The organism is Psychroserpens ponticola (assembly GCF_023556315.2).
Taxonomy (GTDB): Bacteria; Bacteroidota; Bacteroidia; order Flavobacteriales; family Flavobacteriaceae; genus Psychroserpens; species Psychroserpens ponticola.
This window is the reverse complement of record NZ_CP116221.1, coordinates 3324625-3349103: the sequence shown is the minus strand read 5'-3', so window position 1 is coordinate 3349103 and position 24479 is coordinate 3324625. Positions and strand designations below refer to the sequence as shown.

The window sequence follows — 24479 nt, the reverse complement described above, 5'->3', positions numbered from 1 at the left end:
AGTTTGTTTATTAGTGTTATCGTAATTTTTTTCTCATTTCTTCCGAAATATTTTCAGCATATACGCCATAGGCATCTACCAGAAGTCCTTTAACCCCATTTTTTGATGAAATGGCATAAAGGACACTGTTGTCATCGGTACTGCTCATACCTTCAAAACGATGCGTTTCATCAACATCAAAAGCTTCTGGTCTTATTTCAATTTTTAGCGAGGCACACTCCAAACATTCAGGTTTTAAGTTGAAATCATAGGTATAACCATTTGCCTGTAAATTATTTATGGCTTCTGAAAGTGTATCGTAATTATTCATTTTCTTTTATTTATATATCATTGTAAAATAACTATTGTCTTCTTCTGTGAATTTTTGAAAGGTCAATAAATCATCATTATTAAGTTTTTCATTCAAGGTATAGTTGAGTTGCTTGATGCGAATTCCCCACGCATAGGCCTTAATATTGATTTTTGAATTAATATTGCTTTTGTTGCTCTCTAATTTTCGGTCATAAATCTTTATACTACTTTTTGAACCAAAAAAATTCAATAAGCCTGAATCAAAACTCATTTCAAGTTCTATATTTTCCAAGTTTTCCAAATCGTAGAGCTCTTTAAAATTTTTAGAAATTGTATTGATTTCGGTTTCCTTTGATTTTGGATCTGAAAAAGGAAATGCCATTACCATTATACTCGCGTCATTAGGTTTACAGCGATATGTGGTCTTGTATTTATCGATTGATTTTTTGTTCTTGTCAAACAGTTCCGTAACAACCTTAATTTCGTAATATTCATCTTTCTTTATTGCTTCTCCAGCTTCAAAAGTTTGTTTGTTAAGAAAATCACCTTCTTTATCAAAATTTTCCCGAACAACAACTCTGCCTGAAATCTGCTTAATGAACATTTCGTTTTGTGCTTTTATACTTGTGCACCCTAAAATAAAATAGAACAATAGTAGCTTTAACATGATATCTTTAATTTATGCTTTATAATTTTGTTTATTAATTATACTAAATGTTTTCTTCATTATTTATACGATTATCTGTATAAATTAAATTCAAGAACATAGTCATTATTATAGTCATTGTTATTATATGTTATTTATAATAAATTCTACACGTTCTGTTGGTGGCAAAACTGGAACTGTAACAATTGGAAAACCTAAAGAAGTATAAACATCTATTATTAATTGGTGTATTTTTTTTTGATCGTCTTCATCTTCGGTTCTTGCATAGTCTTTTGTAAAAGGCAATCGGTCTAATATGAAAATTTTTTTATATGAAGTGTTTTTAACTGCGTTGAGTAATTTTTCATCATAATCGAGCATTAGAAATTGATAGTATGCCATTGCATCTGGAATCGCTCTATCTAAAAAAATCAAATCTTTGGGTTGGATGGCGGATTCTTGTTCTATTTGCATATCTAATACACCTAACTGAAATTTTCTTTTATTGTTTCTCAAGTCTTCAACTGTTTGGCCTTCTACACGCATTGTGTCTATATAGTGTCTTGCATGCTCAATGGTCGTTTTGTAACCTCTTTTTTCTAGCATATTTATTACAGTAGTTTTTCCGGTGCTTGGACCACCAGTTATCACATGCCAGTTGGTGTTTGCTTTTTTAGTGTGCATTTTTATATGATTTAGAAGGTATACATTTTCGATATTATAAAGCTGTGGGATTTCAGAATCCCAATCGTAAGTTTCCATTATGTCTTTCTGAAGTGCTTCTGCACCTTCTTTTTCACCGTGCACAATAAAAATTCGCGCTGGCTTATTTTTTATCTTGCTCATCCAATCTATGAGTTCTTTGTGGTCTGCGTGTGCCGAGAGGCCTTGAATTTCGGCTACTTCCATTTGAAAGGATACCGTTTTTCCGTACACTTTCAATTCCTTATCGCCTTCTAATAATTTTCTACCTCGAGTTCCTTCAGCTTGATAGCCTACAAAAAGCAAAGTGTTATTTGGGTTTTGCGCTTGAGTTTCAAGATAGTTTAGCATACGTCCTCCTGTAAGCATTCCACTTCCAGCAATTACGATTTTAGGTTTCTCATCGGTTCGTAATTCCATTGTTTCCCGATAACTGCTTACGACCGTGAAGTGTGAACACATTTCATCACATTCATTGTCCTCCAATCTGTGCCAATCCCTTGTTCGATGAAACAATTCCAATACACTAGCTCCCATTGGACTATCCATTATCATTTGTACTTTTGGAATTTTCTTTTCCTTAAGTAATTTCCAAAAAATCAGCATCATCAGTTGGGCACGTTCTACTGAAAAGCTTGGAACGAATAAGCTTCCTCCTTTATTGATGGTGTCGTTGACTAATTTTTCAATCTGCGGAAGTGCTTCCGCTTCATCTGGATGAAACCTTCCTCCATAAGTAGATTCAATGAAAAGCACATCAGCTTTTTTAGGTTTTAGAGGTGGGTAAAGCAATAAATCATTGGTTCTGCCAATATCTCCCGAAAAAACAAAATGTTTTCCATTTACATCCAATTCGATGTAGGTAGCACCTAAAATATGTCCGTTGTATTGGAAACGAGCTCTGATACCGTCAAATAACGGAATCCATTGTGCTTGTGGAATGCCCTTAAAATGTGGGATGGTTTTTTCTACATCCTTTAAATCGTACAGTGGTTCTGCCGGACTGTGTTTGGAATAGCCTTCCTTATTGGCACGTTCAGCTTCTTGCTCCTGTATTTTTGCACTATCATTCAAAATGATTTTAGCGATGTCCAAGGTGTGATTGGTGCCATAGATAGGTCCATTAAATCCTTGTTTTACCAATCGAGGTAGATAACCAGTATGGTCTAAATGGCCGTGGGTAAGTAGTACCATATCAATTTCTGAAACCTTTACAGGTGGATATTCCCAGTTTTTAAGGCGCAATTCCTTCAATCCTTGAAAAAGTCCACAGTCTATCAGTATTTTTCTATCTCCTGTATCCACCAGATATTTTGAGCCAGTTACTGTACCTGCTGCTCCCAAAAAATGGACGTTTATTTTATTGTTTTTCATTTATATGTTATTTACTAATTTCCGCCACAACAGGAAGGCGTATTTCCTTTTTCTTGGTTCGATTTGCTCAATTCCGCTATTTCATTATATAGGTTGCGGGAGTCCTCTTTGATAAGAAGCGCTAACTTCTTTATGGATTTAGGTTCAAAGTTTACCATCCCCAATAATATTTCAATGGCTTCTTCAAGTAGTTTTGAGTCATCTTCCAATGCTTGGTAAAATGGTTCTAAATCTATACTGTTCTGTTTTTGTAATTCTTCTGTTTTCATCTGTATTATTTTAAGATTATTGAACTTTTATATCATTAATTCTTAAGTGCTTTTACATAGCGCTTCTGAATCTTCTAAAATCTTTTTGAATCTTGTTTTGTCAATTCCTATCTTTTTTAATAAAGCGGGACTTTCGTGAAGCTCTTTACAGAGGACAATGCCTTTATCTAATAATTTTGTTTTTTCAGCTTTTGTAAGTGTTGTTAAAGCCGTTAATGGATGCAGACCAGATTGGTCTATTCTATCTTTAAGACCATTTCCCCTTGGATAATCCCAACTTACCAGACCTAATCCCATACACGTGCCATATTGAATAGCATCGGTTGTGAGTCTCGTATTTGTATATACCCACCCTTGATGAAACTTCGTTTGGTGACCAGGTTGCTTTTCCCATTGTTTCTCTACGTCCAGAAATCTGGATTGTATATAAAGTGGAATTTTCACGTTACAAGTTCTACCTTGGTCACTATGATATTTACATTCTATCATGTAGTGTTTGTTGTCCTTTAAAGCCGCTACATCTACTTCATGTTGTACACAATGTCCTTGCACAATGACACCAACTTCTGCTTGAAAGCCTTCCTGTTCAAGAATTTTGCCGACAAATTTTTCAAATGGAAAGCCGGTGGGTCCGAGTTCCATAATTGCTTTCTTTAGCTTGTATCTCGAAGCACTCACTCTTGATTTACCCTTTAACATTTTGAAAGCCATTTGATAGATTTTTTTGGTAGTAATTCCATTATAAAGTGCGCCTTCAATATTTTCCACTATTTGATCAATTATAACTCTTTCAGCGCCTGCTCTTTGCAATGAACTTATCAATTTTTCAATTTGAAAAGGGACTTCCTCTCCACTTGCTTTTATAATATTTATATTATTCATTAAGGTGTATTTTTTTGATATTTGCCAAGGCAAAAACGATTAGTAAAAAGCTTAAAAATATTTCGAGCATAACAACAAATCTAGCTACTTCGGAAACTGGGGTAATATCGCCATATCCAACTGTTGAAAACGTAATTACACTAAAGTAAAAAAAGTGGTACAGATTAAATATGTATGAATTTGAATGAACAACAATACCTTCAAATGCCGTATGATCGAATTGGTAAAGACAGGTGAAATCAGTTGCAAATGAAAAAATACTAATAAATAATATCAACCCGAAAACCCATAGTAACTGCTTTACTGAATGGCAAATATCTATCAGTTTTGAAAGTTGTTTTAGGGTAGTGGCTGTAATTAATATAGTCTTTATTAATGCTGCCGTTGCAATAATTATATGAAATGGAAAAGAACTATGATCAATTAATGACATTAATAGAACATAAACAAGAGCTATCCCTAAGATTGTAAACGCAGGTAAAGCGGTTCTTCCAAAGAGTAATTTGAAGAATGACTTTTCTCGAATTTTATTTAATCTATCAGACATATTAATACGTTTTTTTTAAAGATGTATAGTCATTACAGGTAATGTTGAATGATTGGTGACACCTTCAGCAATACTCTTGGAAAACAAGCTTAAAAAATCAGACTTGCCATGAGTAACCATTGCTATTAAGTCTATTGGATTTTGCTTTATAAAAGTATTGATGCCAGTTTCTACAGAGGGTTCATTATAAACTGCCATTGAGTAGTTTTTTAATTCTGGGTACTTGCTCAATAGCTGTTCTATTGGATTTAAACCAAGTTTTATGCTGTTAAAATCTGTCTTAGTATTTATTCGTAATAAATGAGTGCGAGCATCACATTTTTTGGCAATAGATATTACTTGACTAAAAGCCTCGCTTATATCTTCCTCGAAATCTGAAACAAATACAATGTTTTTGAACGGGAATGTTACATCTTCATCTTTTACCACAATTACTGGGGCATTTGCCTTTCGGACAATTTCTTCTACGTTACTACCTGTTATTTCCCTGATAACGCCTTTGGTTCCGCTACTCCCAGTAATAATGAAATCGTGGTGAAAATGACCAGAATGTTCTAAAATATCAGTATGACCAGCATCATATTGAAGAAACGTTCGGCACTTAAGCCCTTCGTGTTCTGCCGTTCTTTCTAGTTCGCGCAATTTGGCTTTAGCAATACCTATTTGCTTTACAGTTTCGGGATATCTTTTTTCCTTTAGTTTATCTAACTTGACCCAATCGACAGGTGTTTTCATTAAATGAAGAAAGTGGATTTCAGAATTATAAAGCTTGGCCATTTCTATCCCTAACTGTGCAGCTTTGTCACAGTTTTCGGAAAAATTGGTGGGTACGAGTATATTTTTCATTTTATATAGTTTTATAAGTTGATTTAATTATTCAATCATAACTTCATTTCCAGAGACTATTTGCCTTTCAAAACAATCCATATTATAGATGGTGGTTTCAGCAATGTTTGTCAATGCTGTTTCGGTTAAAAAGGCCTGATGACTGGTTATCAATACATTGTTGAAAGTCATTAAGCGTGCAATTACATCGTCTTGCAAAATGTCATCAGAATGGTCTTCAAAGAACAATCCTTCTTCCTCCTCATACACATCTATTCCGAAATAGCCAATTTTCTTGGTCTTTAGTCCTTCAATAACAGCTTTGGTATCGACCAATGCTCCGCGACTTGTATTGATTAGCATTACGCCAGTTTTCATTAATGAAATATGCTTTGCATCAATCAAATGTTTTGTTGAATTCGTTAATGGTACGTGCAAGCTTATAATGTCAGACTGCTTGCAGATGGTTTCACAGTCGGTATAGCTTACGTTATAAGAATTGATTAGATTTTCATTTTCAATGACATCTTGAACAAGTAGTTTACAACCAAAACCGTGTAGTATTTTCACCAATACAGAACCTATTTTCCCAGTACCTATTATGCCCACAGTTTTTCCATTAATGTCGAAGCCGGTAAGACCGTTCAATGAAAAATTCTGATCACGCACCCTGTTGTGGGCTTTAATCAATTTTCGGTTTAGTGCGAGTATCAATGCCATTGTATGTTCTGCAATAGCGTAAGGGGAATAAGCAGGAACACGAGCTACCTTCATATCTAATTCAGCTGCTTTTACTAAATCAACGTGATTGAAACCAGCGGATCTTAAGGCTATGTATTTGACACCAAAAGCACTTAGTTTTTCGAGAACCGGTGCCGATGCATCATCGCCTGTAAATAGACTTACTACTTTAGAACCCGTAGCGAGAATTGCAGTTTCTTCGGTCAAACGAGTTTCTAACAGTTTTAATTGGTGCTTGTCGTTATTTGCTTTTAGCAGATAGGATTCTTCAAACTTATGTGTACTGAATATGGTTGTTTTCATTTTACTTTTTTTTTAATTTCCTAATTGTATTAATATATAGGTTATACCAACGACAACGACACTTCCAAAAATTAACATTACCAGTTTTCCTGTTTTTTTGGAACCTTTGAAATAGGTAATACCCAGTTTCACAATCATATTACTTATGGTTGCTGTAATAATGACATTGGTTGCTAGGGTGAGTTTTTCTTCTAGGGAAGCAAATTTTGTCATACTTATAGTTATCGCATCTGTATCTGCTAATCCTGCAATTAGGGCTGAATAGTACAAACCGCTTTCTCCAAAAAATTGATTTCCATAAAAAACGGCAAATAGGATAACCACATAAATACCACCAAACCCTAGGGCGTTCCAGATAATGAGCGGATTACCCAGATTGATATCTGTCTTTGGAACATCTGTATTCTTTTTAATGAATACCAGTGCACTTATCAAACAGATAAGGGTAAGAAGAGTAAATGGAACGACTAAATAAGAAAGTATGTCACTATTGAAAATATAGGCCAGAATCGCAAGTCTGGGAAACATTATGGCAGAAGCTATAATGATACCCGCAGCATATTCTTTTGAAAGTTCTGGCGATTCCTTACTTCGGGAAGCATAAATCCAAGCTACTGCGGTACTTGAAATCAATCCGCCTAAAATTGCAGTGAGTAGAATACCACGTTTAGAACCTACATATTTCACAAGAAAGTAGCCGATGAAGTTAAGAAAAGAGACAATCACTATAATTGCTCCAATCTCAAAAGGGTTAAGTAATCCTTCTGAACCATAGTCTTGATTTGGTAAGAAAGGCAAAATAAGAAGCGCAATAATTGAAAACTTAATAAAAGCAAAAAGCTCTTCAGAAGTAATATTCTTAATGAATGTATTGAAGGTCGTTTTCAATGATAACAGCGTAACCACAACTACAGCGGTCGCAACTGCTTCCTTGTGCAAATGGTTAGCAACCATAACACCCAAAATCAACGTAGCGAATAATGCCATATTAGTGGTTATCCCTGTCATTACGTGTTTTTGAACGATTGAAAGATGACTCAAGGACAAAAACAGTAGAAATGCTGCCGAAATAATAATGACCAACCAAGGCGTATATATTATGGAAAGGTTCCCTAAAATAAAACCAATAATAGCTACAATAGGGAAGGTTCTTATACCTGCAAAACCTCGTTCTTCCTTCAATTTATCATATTCACGTTCCAGCCCTAGAATAAGGCCAATCCCAAGACTTATGAGCAGTCCGAGGATAAATGGGTTGATATTTTTAAAGGCTTCTATCATTTCTTACTTTCCAAATAATTCTAAAAGTTCATACAATTCATTATCTACTTGATGTTGCTTGACCACCTCTTCAAAAGGGGTTAGATGCAATTGATTATTTAAGATTCCTACCATTACATTTTTTTTGCCTTGTAAAAGTGTTTTTACAGCTGCCACTCCAAGTCTAATGCCCAACATTCTATCTAAAGCAGACGGGTTTCCACCTCGCTGTACGTGCCCAAGCTTCGTAATCCGTAAATCGACATCGGGATTGACTTCCTTTATTTTTGATGAAACAAGCTCGGCACCTAATTCATCGCCTTCTGAAACCACGACAAGGAAAGCATCTTCGCTATCGTAATTCTTAACCTTGTCCAATAGATAAATAAAGTCCTTTCCACTCTCGGGAATAAGGATGGAATCGGCACCTACCATTAACCCGGAATGAATAGCAATGTAGCCTGAATCCCTTCCCATTACTTCAACAATAAATACACGGTTGTGAGATTCGGCAGTATCTTTTATTTTATCAATATTTTCAATAGCAGTGTTTACAGCCGAATCAAAACCAAGGGTGTAATCAGTACCAAAAATATCGTTGTCTATAGTGCCAGGAATGCCTATAAACGGAATGTCGCATATTTCTGAAAAAGCTAATAGACCTTTAAAAGTACCATCACCACCAATGGCAATTAAAGCATCTATGTTATTTGCTTTTAAAGTTTGCAATGCTTTTTTACGACCCTCCAATTCTAGAAAACGTTTGCTCCGTGCTGTTTTTAGGATGGTACCGCCTTTTTGGGTTATTTTCTTTAGTTCGTGAGATTTTAATGATATCAAATCATCATCTATCAACCCTTCGTACCCTTTTTGAAACCCACTTATTTTTATGCCTTTTGCTTCAGCGGATTTGGCAATGGCATATAGTGCAGCATTCATCCCAGGGCTATCGCCTCCAGATGTGAATACGCCTATATGTTTAATTTTATTCGTGCTCATTGGATATGGTTTTTTGTAACTTTTTTTCAGAAATAGTAAAATCTTGAATTGTGTTCCAAACAAATTTTGCTTCTTTCAGAAAGAACTGATGGTCTCCTTCAGATGAAGTAATTATTTGTGGGTTTTTAAATTCCTTTGATAATTTCAAGGTATTCTCTATAGGTGCAGTGTCATCTTTTTCTCCGTGAATAAAAAGCACGTCTTTATCCTTAATTTTCTTTGCAATCGCATATAAATCTGTTTTCAAGATGACCTTTGTAAGTGAATAATAATAACTCTGCCAATGATGCTTTTTTGCATCTTCATAAACATCATCTGTGAGGTTGTTAGGTTTGAATGCACTCGACATAAAAATGGGATGAATCATACAAATGTATTTCGAGAATTTGCTTGTTGAAATCCTATCTACAAATGAATGGGATGACATAATTTCCTTAAATTCATTTGCATCTTTATAAACGGGTGTGCTTATAAAAATTCCTGCTTTGAACCAAGTTGGTTGCTTTTCCAATAGTGCCAATGAAATCATAGCTCCCATAGAATGTCCCGCAATAATTATTTTGCCATCATTGAATTCTTCTTTGTTTAGAATCAATTCAAGAGCTTGCAATTGTATTGAAAGGGAATAATCACTTTGTGGTTTTGGCGAATCACCAAAACCTAGCAGGTCAACTAAAAGTAGCTTATGGGTAGTTGTAATACTTTCTAAATTGCGTTTCCAATAATGCAATGAGCCTGTTAAACCGTGTAACAAAATAAGTTTGTTTTCTCCAGAGCCTATTATTTCATAATTCAACAGTGTTTCTTTGGCATTATAAGCTGGTTGCTTACTAATCTTGTAATGCTGATAGCTGGCTATAGCTACAATGGGAAGAATGAACAATATGAATATGAGTAGAAGTGTCATTGTTTTGAACTTGATTTATCATTTGTTTTTTCACTTTCCAAGACTGGGGTTTTACCATAGAATCTATTGAAAACCATACAGGCAGTCAAATCACCAGTTACATTAACAGCAGTCCTAAACATTCCAAGCAATCTTTCTACACCAATGATGATTATGATGCCTTCCGCTGGAATACCAACACTTCCTAAAACAGAAGCGAGTATAACCACACCTCCTCCAGGAATAGCTGGGGTGCCAATGGAAGCAGCTACTATGGTTACGATGACCACAATAATATTTAGTAAACTCATTTCCAGTCCATAGGCTTGAGCTATAAAAAGAGTCGTTATAGTTTGATAGAGCGCAGTGCCATCCATATTGACGGTTGCACCAATGGGAATGATAAAATTGCTAATGGCTTTATCTACTTTTAGTTCTTCTTCTGCTGTTTGTAGTGATAAGGGCATCACAGCGGCAGAACTTGTAGTTGAAAAAGCCAATAGTTGAACATCTCTTATTTTTTTTAGGAAAAGCATTGGTTTTGTTTTTCCAAGAAGAACAACTAACCCTAAATAGAAAAACACCAGTAACAATAGACCGAGCAACACCACCCCAACATAGTAGGCTAGTCCTGAAAGAGAACTCAAACCAACACTAGAGGTAACCTGTGCCATAAGTCCAAAAACAGCAACAGGAACTAACAACATAGACCATTTCACCACCGTCATACAGACTTCTTGAATGGCACTTAAAAGTATCTTTACTGGGCGCAGTAAAGCTGCATCAAGTGACAACACAGCCACACCAATAATAATTGTGAAAATCACAATACTTAACATATCGGCATTTACCATAGAAGCCAAGGGGTTTTCGGGAAGCAGATTTGAAATGGCATCTGGAATATTTTCTAGCCCAAATGAAAGTTCGGCATCTTTCGTAGAGGTGGTCATTATTTCGTTGTGTTCCGATAGCGATTGTTGATGCAAAAAACGACCAGGTCTAAAAAGTTGTGATAGTATAACACCGAGACTTACCGAAACTATGGTAGTGCCCAGAAAATATAATAATACGCCACCACCTAATTTTTTCAAACTATCCTTGTCATTACTGGCGATTCCTGTGATGATGGAAGCCACGATCAATGGAATCATAATCATTTGAACAAGTTTTAGAAAGAGTACACCAGGCAATGCTAGCCAATTACCTAAACCATCAGCGGTTTCTTTGGTAATCCAACCATTTTGAGGACTTAATAGCAATCCAAATCCAACACCTAAAAACAAGGCAATAATAACCTTAAGCCATAAGCGGCTTTCTACCAGTTTTACCAGATAATGATTTAGTGACTTAAGTGATTTTACTTCTGTTTCGAACATTCTTTATTTTGTTATGCAATACTAATTTTATCATCCAGATAAACTTCCTGAACAGATTGTAATACTTTTACGCCTTCGCTAAAGGGTTTTTGAAATGCTTTTCTTCCCATTATCAATCCAGAACCTCCAGCTCTTTTATTGATTACAGCTGTTGTTATCGCTTCCGTCAAATCAGATTTACCCTTGGAACCTCCTCCTGAATTAATCAATCCGATTTTCCCCATATAGCAATTAGCTACTTGCAACCTGCAAAGGTCAATAGGATGGATTGTTGTCAACGTTCCATACATTTCATCATCATATTTTCCAAAACCTATTTCTTTGAAACCAAAGTTGTTTGTAGATAATTTTTGCTTAATGATATCTGCTTGAATAGTAACACCCAAGTGATTGGCCTGTCCAGTTACATCGGCAGCGGCGTGATAATCTTCTTTTTCGGTTTTAAAAGCTTCGTTTCGGGTATAGCACCATAAAATGGTAGCCATACCTAAATTGTGAGCCTCTTCAAAAGCCTCGGAAATTTCTTTAAGTTGCCTGTTGCTTTCTTCCGAACCAAAATAAATGGTAGCACCCACGGCAACGGCTCCCATATTCCAAGCAGATTTTACTTTTCCAAATAATGTTTGGTCATACTTATTGGGATAGGTAAGTAGTTCATTGTGGTTAATCTTTACGATGAACGGAATTTTATGGGCATATTTTCGGGCGTTGAGCCCAAGAACACCAAAGGTGGAAGCCACTCCATTACAACCGGCTTCTATCGCCAATTTTATAATATTTTCTGGATCAAAATAATCTGGGTTTTTATAGAATGAAAAAGCTGCGCTATGCTCAATACCTTGGTCGACAGGAAGGATACTCAAGTAGCCTGTGTTTGCTAGGTTGCCGTGATTGTACAATTGGGCAAGGCTTCTTAGTACCTGTGGATTCCGGTTGCTATTAGCAAATACATTGTCAAGGCTATTTTTGCTAGGCGTTTGCAACTCATCTTTTGTGATTTTTTCGCAAATGTGATCTAAGTAAAAATCAGCTTTGTCTCCAAGGTTTTGTATTATGTTTTCGTATGTACTCATAATTCTATTTTTTATAGCTTCCTTATATTAATTTTTCATTTTTTACATAGAAGTATTTTACAATATCCTTCCATAGTTCAGTCACATTAACATCGTTGAACCCAGCTTTTGTTAAATTTTGTTTGGTTCTACGATTAATGTTAGCACCCATAATATTTAGTGGTATAAAATTGAACCAATCCATTAGTTTACCTAACACTTTACCATTACTTCTAACGTGTTCTAACATGATGAGCTTGCCATCTGGTTTTAGAACTCTTTTAATTTCTTTTAGACCTTTTACAGGATTTGGAACAGAACAGAATACACAACTTGTAATCACAGTATCAAAGGTGTTATCCTCAAAGGCCATATTTTGCACATCCATTTCAAGGAAGGTGATATTATGTGAAGTATTCGTGTTCTTTAGTTTGGCTTTTTCTAGCATGTTTTTACTAAAATCAATAACTGTTAGGTTTACATTATCGGGGTAATGAGGGATATTTTTACCAGTACCGACCCCAACTTCTAGCGTTTTACCAGTTGCTTGCTGAACAAGTTCTTTTCGCCATTTAGCAAAGCCTCTTGTTCCCATTGGTCTTTCCAATGAGTCAAAGTATTTGGCTATGCGATCGTAGCGCTTTTTTATTTGTTTGGTATTTGCCATTTTATGTAATTGAAAGGCTTTTATTCGTTTTCAAAATAGACTTTGATGCGTCTTTTTCAATTCCTGTAAGTGCTCTAATAGCATCAATAGTTTCAGGGATTACAATAGCTTGGTTATCTACTACGTAAGCGTAAAAAAGTTCGTCACCAACAACTTTCAGCATATCTTCCCATAGCGCCACTTCGTACATATCGCCCCAAGGTCTTCCCATATCCAAGAACATTTCCTTAATGGTATTGTTTGAAACTAAGCCTTGATCATATTGAATTAGCTTTATACGACTAGATGTTTTAAAGGCATCAAGCACTTCTTCTTTGCTAGCTTTTTTCTTTAATTTTACATTCCAGTAATGCATATGACTTAAGGTTTCTGGCACTTTTACAGCGGCAGTGATGACATCCAAATCAGGATCGACACTTTTAGCGTCAGGACCTTGATGGCTCGGAATATCTCTTTCGGGAACCATTGTATTCATAATACCGCCTAGATGGCTTTCCCAAGGATCTGTAGCTCTTCTTAAAAGTGTTCCTCTGGCATAATCCAATAAACCAGCTCTTTTTAGAGCGGTCAATGTTCTTAAGATAGAAGTGGTATTACAGGAAACTACCCGTGTAGCATCTAAATTTAAAGCTGATTTATAATTGTTTTCTGCACTAAAGGAATGTCCTGTAGTTTCGTGTTTTTCGCCACCCTGAACTATAAATTTGATGCCTTTTTCCTTATAAATTGTCACGTTTTGTGCTGCAATCTTTTTGGGCGTACAGTCCACAACCAGGTCAACTTTTTCCAAAAGGTCTTGCATACTTCCTTTTACGGGAATGCCAGCATTTTTCATTTCTTTACTAGCTTCCGAAGTGGCAGCATAAATATCATATTCCTTTCTTACGGCATTTTGAATGCGCCAATCGCTAATGATATCACACACACCCGTAAGCCTCATATCATCTTGTAAATTAATGGCATCAGCAACTCTTTTGCCAATGACTCCGTATCCTATAACTGCTATATTTTTCATATAAATTGTTTTTTTTATTAATTATTTTTTATTGTTTTTGTTACTTGTAGTTTCCATTCCCATCGGCATATTGCCGTCATCGTCTGTATGCGAAATCATAAAAACACGTTCCGCAACAATAATTAGAATAATCCCTATTGCCGCTACGATAAGCACCAGTGGGTCGTTCAGATATTTTATATAAAGAAATGCTGTAAGCACTGCAATATCCATTACAATAGCTATTAATGGAATGATTGGTAGAAAGTCCACTTCTTTTCTCAAGTGACGAAATAGTCCCCAATGAATTGCAATATCCATAATGAGGTAAAAGATGGCTCCTATAGAAGCAATCCTTGTTAAATCAAATAAAACAGTAAGTAAAATTGCCAGTGAAACCGTGAATATGAGAGCGGGATTTTTAAAATCCCCCATCCTTTTTAAGGACGGTACTTGTTTCATATTACTTAACATAGCCAACAAGCGTGATGCCGAAAACACACTTGCGATAACACCTGAAAAGGTTGCGATAATAGCTATTGCTATGGTAATCCAAGAACCCCATTCCCCAAAAACGGGTTTTGCAGCAGCAGCCAAGGCATAGTCTTTTGCTTCAATTATTTCAGGGATACTCAAGCCTCCTGCAACAGCCAGTGCTAATGCAACATATATAAGCGTGCAAATAAGAATGGAAAACACAATAGACCGCCCAAGGTTCTTGTGAGGGTTTTTAATATCCCCACCCTGATTTGTAATTGTAGTGAACCCTTTATAGGCAAGGATTGCCAATGCCAATGCAGCTACAAAGGCAAATCCCTGTGGTAACGCTTCGGTATTTTGTGGGATATAGTTTCCTGTAATATCTGCAAATCCGGAAACTATTAGACCTGCTATGGCCAGTAATGCAATACCAACAACCTTGATGATTGCCGTAAAGGTTGCTGTAGCACCAATGACTTTATTCCCTAGAATATTCACGATATAGGCCGTAACCAACAGCAGAATGCCAAGAATGGATGCGTAGCCAGCAAAGCTCTCAGGGAATAGCCGAAGCGTATAAGCTCCAAAAGTACCCGCTACCAAACTTTCAGAAACTACCATTGAGACATACATCAACAAAGAAAAGACACCAGTTGTCGTTCCCGGTCCGTATGATTTGCTCAAAAATTTGACAACACCTCCAGACGATGGAAAAGCGTTTGAGAACTTTACGTAGGAATATGAACTAAAACCTACTACGATTGCTCCCGCAATAAATGCAATTGGGAATAAATCGCCCACCAATTCGGCGATTTGCCCCATAAGAACAAATATGCCAGCACCAATCATTACACCCGTGCCAAGAGATATGGAACCTATTAGGGAAAGCTTATTATTTTTTGTTGTGATGCTCTTCATTATTATGCGATTTTTATTTTTCTTGAACTTTTAATTAAAATGATTGAACCTATTATTCCTGCGATAAGTGAAGAAAACAGAATGCCGACTTTTGCTGTATAGATGAATTCTTCATTTGCGAAAGCCAATTCATTGATAAAAAGAGACATTGTAAAGCCTATTCCTCCTAGAAATGCGACACCGTAAAGTTGATTCCAATTTACAGCATCGGGTAATTTGGCTAGTTTTAAAGCCACAAGTAGTCTTGAAATAGAGATGATTCCAATGGACTTTCCTAAAATCAATCCAGCACCTATCCCTAAACTAATGGGATTGAGCAATACCTGACCAACTTCACCGTGCAGATGAATCCCTGCGTTTGCTAGTGCAAAAAGGGGCAACACTAAAAAGCCGACAATAGGATTTAATGCTTTTTCTAACTTTTGAAGCGGTGTTTCAGCTTCTGAACTTGTTGACTTAATTTCTTCCAGTATTTCGAGCTGCTCGCTAGAAATGAGTGCTCCCTTTACAGGTTTTATTTTCAGAAATCGAGAATGAAGTGTACTTAAACGTTTTAGAAAAGTATCTTCCTTAATTTTTACACGTCCTGGAATTGCAATAGCTGTCAGTATCCCAGCAATAGTAGGATGAACCCCAGAGAAAAAGAAAGCTAGCCAAACGCCTCCTATCCCTATAATTGCGTAAAACCATGTTTTTCGTATTCCGGCATAATTGCCAATAATCAATACGCCGAAGAAAAGCAATGCGTGTAACAAATTCATTGTAGAAATGCCCGATGTATAAAAAAGCGCTATTACTAAAACACCGCCCAAGTCATCAACGATTGCAAGCGTTACTAGAAAAATTCGCAATGCTGCAGGTAAACGCTTTCCGAAAAGAGCCAATATTCCTATTGAAAATGCAATATCGGTCGCCATAGGAATACCCCAACCTTGTGAGGCTTCTCCCGTAGTATTGAAGAGGAAGTAAATAAGGGCAGGAAAAACCATCCCACCTATGGCAGCACCAATTGGAAGTACAGTATCTTGAAGAGTTGATAGTTTTCCACCCAATATTTCTCTTTTTAGTTCTAGTCCTACTTGAAGGAAGAATAATGCCATCAATCCATCGTTAATCCAGAGCAATAAGGGTTCAGTAATTTCAAAACTGCCTACAGCAAATGAAATTTCTGTTTTCATTAAACCACGGTACATTTCTTGCCAAGGGGAATTGGCCCAAGCCATTGCAATAATGACAGTAATGAGAAGCAAAATACCCGTATTGTTTAGGCCTTTAGATGTGGCGCTAAACAAAGTATGAATGGGACTATATGTTTTTATCTTTTGCATTATTGAACAGTATTCTTTTCTAATGTTTTGATATTTGACTTTTTGCTTTCTTCAGAAGTTGTTGCAGGTTTTTTGAAATTCCTAATAATTAGGCGGTTGCTCTTTTCATAGGTGAAATAGCTAACCGCCCAATTAAAACCAACCATCAATCTATTTCTGAAGCCACTTATTGACATTAAATGCACAATAGACCATAATAGCCAAGCAAAGTATCCACCAAATTTGAACGTACCTATATCTGCTACGGCTTTGCGTTTACCTACAGTTGCCAATGAACCTTTGTCTTTATATTTGAAATATTTTATGGGTTTGTTATTTATGATATTCAGTATTGAATTGCCCAAATATTTTCCTTGTTGAATTGCTGTTTGGGCCACTTGTGGATGACCTTTTGGTGTCTCTTCTGTAATTATAGCTGCTATATCACCTATTGCAAAAATGTTTTCATATCCTTCTACTTTTAGATAGGAATCGGTTTTTAAACGGTTGCCACGTACCAGATACTTTTCATCAATTCCTTTAGGAAATTGCCCTTTTACGCCAGCTGTCCAGATAAGATTTCTGGCTAGTATTAATTTATCGCTTTTTGTTCTGACTTCCCTTCCGTCATAATCAGTTACAGACTCATTTAACAAGACTTCAACTCCTAGATTTCCTAGATATTTAAGTGTTTTGACTGAAGCTTTATCAGACATTGCACCTAATAACTCGCCTGATGCTTCTACTAAATAAATGTTCATTATTGAAGCAGGATATTCTGGATAATCTTTTGGAAGGATGTATTTACAGAATTCAGCCAAAGCTCCTGCCATTTCTACACCAGCAGGACCACCACCTACAATTACAAAATTTGTGAGAGCATCGCGTTCGTCATCATCACAGGTGATGGCAGCCTGTTCCAGATTTTGCAGCATCATATGACGGATGTTCAGGGAATCTCGAATATCTTTCATACCCAAGCTGTTTTGTTCAACAGCATCCATACCAAAAAAATTAGTAGTGGTACCTGTTGCCAATACGAGGTAGTCATAATGAACTTTTCCTTTATTAGTCACAACTGTATTTGATGAAGCTTGAATTTCTTCGACTTCGGCTAAACGGAACACTATATTTTTATATCCATTAATTTGTTTTCTGAAAGGAAAAACAATGCTATCAGGTTCTAAAGCACTTGTTGCTACTTGATATAGTAAGGGTTGAAATTGATGGAAGTTATTTTTATCGAAGAGTATCACCTGTACCTCTTTGTGTTTCAGTTTTTCTACCAACGTTAAACCTGCAAATCCTCCTCCGATGATAACCACACGAGGCAATTTTGAATCTGGCAAACAGATAGTGTCTGAAATTTTACAAGCTAGATCGCCCGTCTTTAGTCCTGATTTGGTGTCTTTCATATTTCAACGGATTTAATTAGTTTTCTCCAATACAAATGTTCGTACAATCCTGACCAGTACATTCCAAAGGTGAATGCGAAGAGCAATTCTTCTATTGGAACACCTAGTATTAGAATTTTGGTCAGGTTGTCCAGGTTCCAGTATAACTCCACATATTGAGGATAGAATGGAAGGATACTTCCGAAATAAATGAAGTACAATACAGTGAACAATATTCCTCCAACCCAAATCTTTCCTTTCAAATCTGGACGACAATAAAGTGTCACTAACCCACCTATGAACAAAGCTATAATGCTGCAATAAATGTGGTTAAGTGACGTAAATAGCGACAGAAGAATGAATAGGATAACTGGTGTAAAAAGAATATAAATATGCAGGCGATGTTTGTTATGACTTCGTTCGCTATGTGGTATGTTGACAAGGCCTCTTTTAAAAATAATATTGTAAAGTACTATGCCAATGCCACCAATGGCAAATGAAAAAATAAGGCTTTCAATATCAAAGCTTGTTTTTGCGGCCAAATTGAAAAGTGATGGCGGGAACCAATATTCTGGGACAAACAAGGGTTCTGTAAAACCAAAAGGCATAGTAATCAAGCTCATTTTGAGCATTTCTTTTCTAACTCCTTTTTTTGACACATAAATAACTGCCCAAAGAGCAATAATGATAAGTGACCATATAAACCAGACATATTCCATCATATTTATAAGGTTTCTCTATTTGTTAACTTTTAGTTGAGCATTATAAAATGCGCCAATGCAAGCACCAATTAGCCACCACAGTATAAATGTTTGAATAATACCAAAGATTGCCTCCAATAAGGAAACGTCCATTCTAATTATATTGGTAGTGTCTAAACCATGTAGGAGGCTATTAAAAAAGGTAATACTGCCTTCTTGACCTGCTGTAATCATTACGATCATACAGCCTAGATAAATCAAGGCTCCTGTGAGACCGAATGCAAAACCAAATTTTTTTACGTTTAATCGATACATAATTTTATGTTTTAAATTAGTTGTCTGATTTTAAAATCTTTTTTGACTCTTCAAATTCTTCTTTGGATATTTCACCTTTTGCAAAGCGATTTTTTAGTAAATCCAATGGGTTTTGTTTTTTTGTTTTTTGATATGGTATATCTGCTGGGATGAAGAAAATCCAAGCAAGAAGGATGATCCATATAATCCACCAGATAAGGTGCATACCTCCAAAATGTCCGTCGTATAAATGCATATTTTTTGGGTTTTAATTGTTATTGTTTTAGTTCTGTTATAGTAAACCCGTTAAGTTTATCGAGTTGTTTTTGTAATTCATCGACTGTCAGGTTTTCTGTCATTGTTATGATTGTAGCACCTTTTGGCGCTAAAAAAATTTGTGCTTTTTCAATATTTGGATGTTCTTCAAGGGTCTTTTTGACTCTTGCGACACATCCACCACAACTGATTCCGTCTATTTGAAATTTTTGTTTCATTGTGTTTAGCTTTTAATGATGTTGATGTCCTTTGTGTTTTACAATAGGCTTCTCTGTTGATTCTATTTGGTTTTGGTCGTGACTCTTATGATTTTGACTTTCGTGTTTATGTCCGCCATGCCCATGTGAACCATGAGGCATAAATAAGTGAATACCAAACATTATTATTATAAAAGTAAAGAGGGAAGAGCCGCTTCCTATCCCAAATGAGGGGGCAAAAAAGATGAATAGAAGTGGAATCCCACAACCGATAACCATCCATATCCAGTGATTTTTCATTGTTTATATTATTTAATTATTAAAAAATTAGTGATGCTCAGTAGGGTCTTCTTCGGTCGTTCCATCTGTTTTATTCATCATATCCATTTTATTCATATTCATGCCTTTTTCGTTCATCATCTTGGAACAGGATTCCATACAGTCCTCGCTCATCATTCCTTTTTTGTGCATCATCTTCATCATGTTACCCATCATATTGCCGTCCTTCATTATTCCTTGCATTATTGAGTGCATCATTGGTTTGTTGCCCATCATTTGTTTCATCATGATGCTATCTTTCATCATCATTTGCATGCCTTCGCCTTTCATCATATTACCCATCATTTTTTTATTGCCCTGCATCATTTGCATTGCGTGATTGTTTCCTTGCATATTCTCCATAAATTCTGTCAAGAAATCGTGGTTTTCTGCAATGTTTTTAATGATTTCACTCCTTGTTTCAGAATTTTGAAGCATTGCTTTTACGTCTGTTTCTTGATTGCAACTGTTTAAGCTTAAAAGCCCAATTGCAGATAGAATAATTACTAGTTTTCTCATAATATTTGTTTTTAGTTAAACATTCATTTGTAATTAATAATCACATTCCCAAAAACCCATTTTAAACTATCGGTAAGGGAATGCGTAATCAGCTATTAATTGGCAGATTTTAAGAAAGTTTCAATTTTAGTAATTTCCTTTTCTGTTAAATTAGCTCGAACTCTCATATGTAAGCTAATAGTATTCCAATCTGTATCATTATAATCTGCTGGAGATGGTGCTAAATGACACCTGTTACAAGCTTCTCCCCACAATTGTGCGCCAGATTTTTCAATTTTAAATTCATCTTCAATATCCGTAACATCTGTATATTTATCCTTTGTAGAAGAACAGCTAATTATTCCCCCTGTTATAAGTAGCATTATGCAGGTTATAACTATTTTATTTATTGTTTTCATAATTTGTGTGTTTATATATTTATTAGAATCCAATAGCCCAGTGTACAAAGAAGCCATTAGTTGTGCCACCTCCATCATGTCCGCCAACGCTGTCTGTTGTCTCGTATGCAACTTTTATCACGGATCTCCAAGTTAGCCAATAGTTTAAGCCAAAGGTATATTGGTCAGATTGTTCTTCCCATTCAGCACCTTCAGGTGTATTGAGATTTGAATACCTACCAACTAGTTCTAACTTTTTCAAAAAATCACTACTTGCCATTGTTGGCCGATAGCTTAATTGAGTATAAAAAGAATTACTTTTATTGTCGAAGGTATATTCCTCTTCATCTCCATCTTCATGAGTTTCTGTAAAAGTAGCATCATCAATATCAGAATTATTGTATTGTCCTTTTATATCAATAAATCCTTTAATGGCAGGTATTTGTTTTACGAAAGCAAAATCAATTGCATATAAAAACGCTCCAACATTTTCATATGTCGTGTCTGTTGCTCCAGCTCCATTAGTAGAATATGCAGAAAATCCTATTTCAGTTGAGGAATCTGCAAAAGGTAATAACCCAATACGTCCACCAAATGCTTTACTGTTATTGTTGTCTTCAAAATTTTGAAACATAAGCATACCTGCTTCTTCGGGTTCTTCACTACCATCCTTTAGTCTTGGACCATTAGTTGAATAAACCGAATAGTTTAAAGAAGGTCCTCCAAGATCAAAAGCACCTCGAAGTTCTACACCAATACCTGATGAAGGCGCAATACCATCATGACCAAAACCTAAAGGTCTGGTTGGTAATCTGTTAATCCAAGCTGGATGTAGTCGTTCCATAAAGGTTCCAAAAGGAAGGAGAAATTTTCCAGCGCGAACCGTCATGTTCTTATTTAGAATATACATAACATCTGCATATTCCAAACCTACTTCTAATTCGTTACCTCCAAGCACAAACTCAAGTTCTGCTTCAAACATAAGTTTGTCAGAATGTTTGAATAAGAAAATAGGAGCAAATGCAGAACCTACATAAGATGATTCCGTTTTGTCTTCACTGCTGAGAGTGTTTAATCCAGTATGACCATAACCTCTAATCATAAACTGTGTTTTACTTGGTTTGAAAGGTTTAGATGCTTCAATGCTATCAGTCTTAAAGTCATTGTACGTTTGCCCATATGATGTATGACCAAATCCAACAATTAGTAATAAAATAATTAGCTTTTTCATTATTTAAGTGTTCTTATATAGTTAATAATTTCCCAGCGTTTTTTTTCTGGGATTGATGATTTGTAAGAAGCCATAGGTGATCTTCCTTCTGCAATTTTCCAGAAAATAGCTCCATCAGTTTGCGATTGAAATTCTTCACTAGTCAGGTCTGATGGTTTTGGCGTTAATCCAGCACCAGCCATACCATCACCTTTTCCTTTTGGACCATGACATACAAAGCACATTGCCTTGTAAAGTCTTTTGCCAGAAGCTGCTGCTTTTGCATCTCCTTTTAGAGGGTTGACAATCTTATCTGCACTTGAAGGAGCCACCCATTTTTTTTGTTGAATAGCTTCGTAATTACTGCTCTTGGTAGTAGAAATAAAGCCCACTAATAAAATGTACAGCACGCCTGTGAGTGTTAAGCTGATTATGATTTTTTTTGTTTTCATTTTCTTTTAATTTTATTTGGTTTAAAGGGTTTTTAAATTTAATTAGCATAGAGATCTTTTATCTGCATAACTTTCTTTTTTATCTATATAATTTCATCATAGAAATTCCGCTCCCAGCCTTCAGTATTTTTATAGTCTGTCATGCTCATTCCTGTTTCTGCTTTGAATTGTCTTGACAAGTGGTTTACACTGCTATAGTCTAACAAGTATCCTATATCAGAAAAAGAGTGTTGTTTCAGTTGAATGAGTTCTTTCACTTTCTCTATTTTGAGTTTGATAAAGTATTTTTCGATGGTTGTCTTTTCACTGGTAGAGAATAATTTGCTCAAAGTCTTGTAGTCTCGATGAAGTGCTGAAGCTAAGAGTTCAGAAGTCTTTATCTTTATATGTAAGGGCAATTCAACAAGTTGCTCAATTAAAATAATTTTTATTCGCTCTACAAGCATTTCAGATTCACTTTGTACAATTTCGAAACCATTTGAATTAAGAGTATCGGTTACATTATCTATAATATCATCAACAGTTTCACTCGTTGCTTCTACCAAAAGTCTTCCTAACTCTAATGAAAGAACCGTCACACCCAACTCTTGTAATTCTTGCTTGATTACTTTCAAGCATCGATTACAGACCATATTTTTGATCCAAAATTCTTTTGGTACACTCATAATATATTATGTATTACTATTTCGCGTTACGCTCAATAGATTAGAATGTTTAGTTTTTACTGGTTTAATGGTGTGAACAACTGTTGTTCAGAATTGGGTATAACAATTTTTATCCAGAAGTTATACTTTGAATATATAGTGCGTGCAAATTGATGTGTTCAATCCGCTGTGTAGAAAATCAAATTAAAAAAGTCTCGTTGAGAATCAGTATATCTTTAGCCAATAAGGGTGGCCTGTACTGTTTAAATGGAACAACATTTTTATCTAGTCCCTCAAACAGATTGATGTAAGTGTAAATAAACGTGTTTAAGAAAACTAACGTGTCAACTTCTAAAATGGTATTTGACTTTTTGAAGGTATCATTTCCTTCTTTTACAAAAGTCTGAGTATCGCAACACTCTTTTTCTTGCATTGAAGTACATTGTTTGAATGGTGAATCTTTCTTTTGGACTATGTCTTTACAGAGCTCCGCTTTACTAAAAAAAGCCATATCCACTAATTGATTACAGCAAAAGTGCATATTCACCGAATATGAAGAGGTGGTAAACAGTATAGATACTGCTAAAAAGAAGGACAATATTTTAGTTAAAAAAGATTTCACATTTAAAGGTAAGCATTATTGTTTAACGTTTAGTTTTTTTCTGAATTAAATAAAATTCATTTAGGATTCTAAATATCAATATGTTATATATAAATAACAATAATCCAATTACGCAAATGTAATCTTAAAGGTTAAACAGAAAAATGATATATATCATATTTCAATAAAATATGGGTTAAGAAAGTTTATAAGATATAAATTCAATTCTTATGATGGTCTGGTTAAATATGATGGACATCCATAAATTTTATCTAGAAATAAGGGTGATTTATATTTAGAAAATGAAACAGTTTTTAAAGGGGTTTACTAAAACAAAAAATATCAACAAAATATTTGTTTTAATGAAGATGAAATAATTTGATTACTTTGTTTTGGCTGGGGTGAATATAAAAACAGTGTTATGAAATTTATAAAAACAAATAAAATATAAAATATTTAATCTATCTAAAATTATGTTAAACAAACTTGTAGTGTTAAAATTTTTGTAACTTTGTAATATTAATGAAAAAGATTTTTTATAAAATATCATCATTTTCGATGGCACTTTTGGTGCTATTATCGACGGTCTCTTTTACTATCGATAGTCATTATTGTGGTAATACCCTAGTGGATTCAACAATCTTTGGTTCGGCAGAAACTTGTGGTATGGAGGTTAAGGAAAAGCCTTCTACAAAAGAATGTGACATTACTAAGAAGGACTGCTGTAGTGATGAGCAATTCATTGTTGATGGTCAGGATAACTTAAAAACTTCTTTTGATAAATTAGAAAAAGAGCAGCAGTTATTTGTTGCAGCTTTCATTTATACTTATATCAACCTGTTTACTGAATCAGAAACAGAAAATGATACTTTTAGAGATTATTCTCCTCCTCCCTTGGTCAGGGATATTCAAGTTTTAGACCAAACCTTCCTTATTTGATTTTTAAGTAATTAGTACTGTAGTCCAACATTAATTTG

At 35.3% G+C, this 24479-nt stretch carries 28 protein-coding genes and 2 pseudogenes; 1 reads left to right on the top strand and 29 read right to left on the bottom strand.

Features of this window, described 5'->3' with window-relative positions; all coding sequences use genetic code 11:
- Positions 1 to 16 precede the first annotated feature (16 nt).
- The 29 genes and pseudogenes from MUN68_RS14755 to MUN68_RS17775 all read right to left on the bottom strand — a co-directional run bounded on the left by MUN68_RS14755 (position 17) and on the right by MUN68_RS17775 (position 23523).
- Positions 17 to 310 (bottom strand): phosphoribosylpyrophosphate synthetase, encoded by a 294-nt coding sequence (locus MUN68_RS14755; protein WP_249993504.1) that lies wholly within the window; start codon positions 308 to 310, stop codon positions 17 to 19.
- Between the two features lie 6 nt (positions 311 to 316).
- A complete protein-coding gene (locus MUN68_RS14750) occupies positions 317 to 958 on the bottom strand; it encodes a hypothetical protein (RefSeq protein ID WP_249993506.1) in 642 nt (213 codons plus the stop codon).
- A gap of 123 nt (positions 959 to 1081) precedes the next feature.
- Positions 1082 to 1531: pseudogene (locus MUN68_RS14745) on the bottom strand (AAA family ATPase); the annotation flags it as partial.
- A gap of 111 nt (positions 1532 to 1642) precedes the next feature.
- Positions 1643 to 3013, bottom strand: a pseudogene (locus MUN68_RS14740) (MBL fold metallo-hydrolase RNA specificity domain-containing protein); the annotation flags it as partial.
- Between the two features lie 14 nt (positions 3014 to 3027).
- Positions 3028 to 3282: a hypothetical protein gene (locus MUN68_RS14735; RefSeq protein WP_249993508.1), complete on the bottom strand. Its 255-nt coding sequence runs from the start codon at positions 3280 to 3282 to the stop codon at positions 3028 to 3030.
- Between the two features lie 42 nt (positions 3283 to 3324).
- Positions 3325 to 4164, bottom strand: a complete 840-nt coding sequence (locus tag MUN68_RS14730) for an ATP cone domain-containing protein (protein ID WP_249993509.1) — start codon at positions 4162 to 4164, stop codon at positions 3325 to 3327.
- Positions 4157 to 4711, bottom strand: coding sequence for an ion channel (locus MUN68_RS14725; protein ID WP_249993512.1), 555 nt, complete (start codon positions 4709 to 4711; stop codon positions 4157 to 4159). Before MUN68_RS14725 ends, MUN68_RS14730 begins: the two co-directional genes overlap by 8 nt.
- 15 nt (positions 4712 to 4726) lie before the next feature.
- Entirely contained in the window at positions 4727 to 5557 is an 831-nt protein-coding gene (locus MUN68_RS14720) for a universal stress protein (RefSeq protein WP_249993514.1), read from the bottom strand.
- 27 nt (positions 5558 to 5584) lie between these two features.
- Positions 5585 to 6580 (bottom strand): 2-hydroxyacid dehydrogenase, encoded by a 996-nt coding sequence (locus tag MUN68_RS14715; RefSeq protein ID WP_249993516.1) that lies wholly within the window; start codon positions 6578 to 6580, stop codon positions 5585 to 5587.
- A 12-nt stretch (positions 6581 to 6592) separates the two neighbouring features.
- Positions 6593 to 7861: an MgtC/SapB family protein gene (locus MUN68_RS14710; protein WP_249993518.1), complete on the bottom strand. Its 1269-nt coding sequence runs from the start codon at positions 7859 to 7861 to the stop codon at positions 6593 to 6595.
- A gap of 3 nt (positions 7862 to 7864) precedes the next feature.
- The gene (locus MUN68_RS14705; RefSeq protein WP_249993520.1) at positions 7865 to 8839 is read right to left on the bottom strand and encodes an ATP-dependent 6-phosphofructokinase; all 975 of its coding nucleotides are present in this window, start codon (positions 8837 to 8839) and stop codon (positions 7865 to 7867) included.
- A complete protein-coding gene (locus MUN68_RS14700) occupies positions 8826 to 9746 on the bottom strand; it encodes an alpha/beta fold hydrolase (RefSeq protein WP_249993522.1) in 921 nt (306 codons plus the stop codon). The genes MUN68_RS14705 and MUN68_RS14700 overlap by 14 nt, the downstream gene beginning before the upstream one ends.
- Positions 9743 to 11101 (bottom strand): dicarboxylate/amino acid:cation symporter, encoded by a 1359-nt coding sequence (locus MUN68_RS14695; RefSeq protein ID WP_249993524.1) that lies wholly within the window; start codon positions 11099 to 11101, stop codon positions 9743 to 9745. The genes MUN68_RS14700 and MUN68_RS14695 overlap by 4 nt, the downstream gene beginning before the upstream one ends.
- A gap of 11 nt (positions 11102 to 11112) precedes the next feature.
- On the bottom strand, positions 11113 to 12174 hold the full coding sequence (locus MUN68_RS14690) for a class I fructose-bisphosphate aldolase (RefSeq protein ID WP_249993526.1): 1062 nt from the start codon (positions 12172 to 12174) through the stop codon (positions 11113 to 11115).
- A 22-nt stretch (positions 12175 to 12196) separates the two neighbouring features.
- Positions 12197 to 12820, bottom strand: a complete 624-nt coding sequence (locus tag MUN68_RS14685) for a class I SAM-dependent methyltransferase (RefSeq protein WP_249993528.1) — start codon at positions 12818 to 12820, stop codon at positions 12197 to 12199.
- 1 nt (position 12821) lies between these two features.
- The gene (locus tag MUN68_RS14680; protein WP_249993530.1) at positions 12822 to 13835 is read right to left on the bottom strand and encodes a type II glyceraldehyde-3-phosphate dehydrogenase; all 1014 of its coding nucleotides are present in this window, start codon (positions 13833 to 13835) and stop codon (positions 12822 to 12824) included.
- 21 nt (positions 13836 to 13856) lie between these two features.
- Positions 13857 to 15212, bottom strand: coding sequence for an APC family permease (locus MUN68_RS14675; protein WP_249993532.1), 1356 nt, complete (start codon positions 15210 to 15212; stop codon positions 13857 to 13859).
- A 2-nt stretch (positions 15213 to 15214) separates the two neighbouring features.
- Complete coding sequence (nhaA, locus tag MUN68_RS14670; RefSeq protein WP_249993543.1) at positions 15215 to 16540, bottom strand: Na+/H+ antiporter NhaA; 1326 nt, start codon at positions 16538 to 16540, stop codon at positions 15215 to 15217.
- Positions 16540 to 17934 (bottom strand): NAD(P)/FAD-dependent oxidoreductase, encoded by a 1395-nt coding sequence (locus MUN68_RS14665; RefSeq protein WP_249993545.1) that lies wholly within the window; start codon positions 17932 to 17934, stop codon positions 16540 to 16542. Before MUN68_RS14665 ends, nhaA begins: the two co-directional genes overlap by 1 nt.
- Entirely contained in the window at positions 17931 to 18635 is a 705-nt protein-coding gene (locus MUN68_RS14660) for a lycopene cyclase domain-containing protein (RefSeq protein WP_249993547.1), read from the bottom strand. The genes MUN68_RS14665 and MUN68_RS14660 overlap by 4 nt, the downstream gene beginning before the upstream one ends.
- Positions 18636 to 18650: 15 nt before the next feature.
- Positions 18651 to 18929: a DUF5676 family membrane protein gene (locus MUN68_RS14655; protein WP_249993549.1), complete on the bottom strand. Its 279-nt coding sequence runs from the start codon at positions 18927 to 18929 to the stop codon at positions 18651 to 18653.
- Positions 18930 to 18945: 16 nt separating this feature from the next.
- Positions 18946 to 19164 (bottom strand): SHOCT domain-containing protein, encoded by a 219-nt coding sequence (locus tag MUN68_RS14650; RefSeq protein WP_249993559.1) that lies wholly within the window; start codon positions 19162 to 19164, stop codon positions 18946 to 18948.
- A 19-nt stretch (positions 19165 to 19183) separates the two neighbouring features.
- Positions 19184 to 19402, bottom strand: coding sequence for a heavy-metal-associated domain-containing protein (locus MUN68_RS14645; RefSeq protein ID WP_249993560.1), 219 nt, complete (start codon positions 19400 to 19402; stop codon positions 19184 to 19186).
- A 306-nt stretch (positions 19403 to 19708) separates the two neighbouring features.
- Entirely contained in the window at positions 19709 to 20218 is a 510-nt protein-coding gene (locus tag MUN68_RS14640) for a hypothetical protein (RefSeq protein ID WP_249993562.1), read from the bottom strand.
- Between the two features lie 95 nt (positions 20219 to 20313).
- Entirely contained in the window at positions 20314 to 20580 is a 267-nt protein-coding gene (locus tag MUN68_RS14635) for a hypothetical protein (protein ID WP_249993564.1), read from the bottom strand.
- Between the two features lie 58 nt (positions 20581 to 20638).
- A complete protein-coding gene (locus MUN68_RS14630) occupies positions 20639 to 21826 on the bottom strand; it encodes a porin (RefSeq protein WP_249993566.1) in 1188 nt (395 codons plus the stop codon).
- Positions 21826 to 22215, bottom strand: coding sequence for a c-type cytochrome (locus MUN68_RS14625; RefSeq protein WP_249993568.1), 390 nt, complete (start codon positions 22213 to 22215; stop codon positions 21826 to 21828). The genes MUN68_RS14630 and MUN68_RS14625 overlap by 1 nt, the downstream gene beginning before the upstream one ends.
- Before the next feature lie 125 nt (positions 22216 to 22340).
- Positions 22341 to 22922, bottom strand: coding sequence for a helix-turn-helix domain-containing protein (locus tag MUN68_RS14620; protein WP_249993570.1), 582 nt, complete (start codon positions 22920 to 22922; stop codon positions 22341 to 22343).
- A gap of 178 nt (positions 22923 to 23100) precedes the next feature.
- Positions 23101 to 23523 (bottom strand): HYC_CC_PP family protein, encoded by a 423-nt coding sequence (locus MUN68_RS17775; protein WP_449421297.1) that lies wholly within the window; start codon positions 23521 to 23523, stop codon positions 23101 to 23103.
- Positions 23524 to 24024: 501 nt separating this feature from the next.
- Between MUN68_RS17775 and MUN68_RS14615 the strand changes: the two genes are divergently transcribed.
- Positions 24025 to 24441, top strand: a complete 417-nt coding sequence (locus MUN68_RS14615; RefSeq protein WP_249993572.1) for an HYC_CC_PP family protein — start codon at positions 24025 to 24027, stop codon at positions 24439 to 24441.
- Positions 24442 to 24479 lie beyond the last annotated feature (38 nt).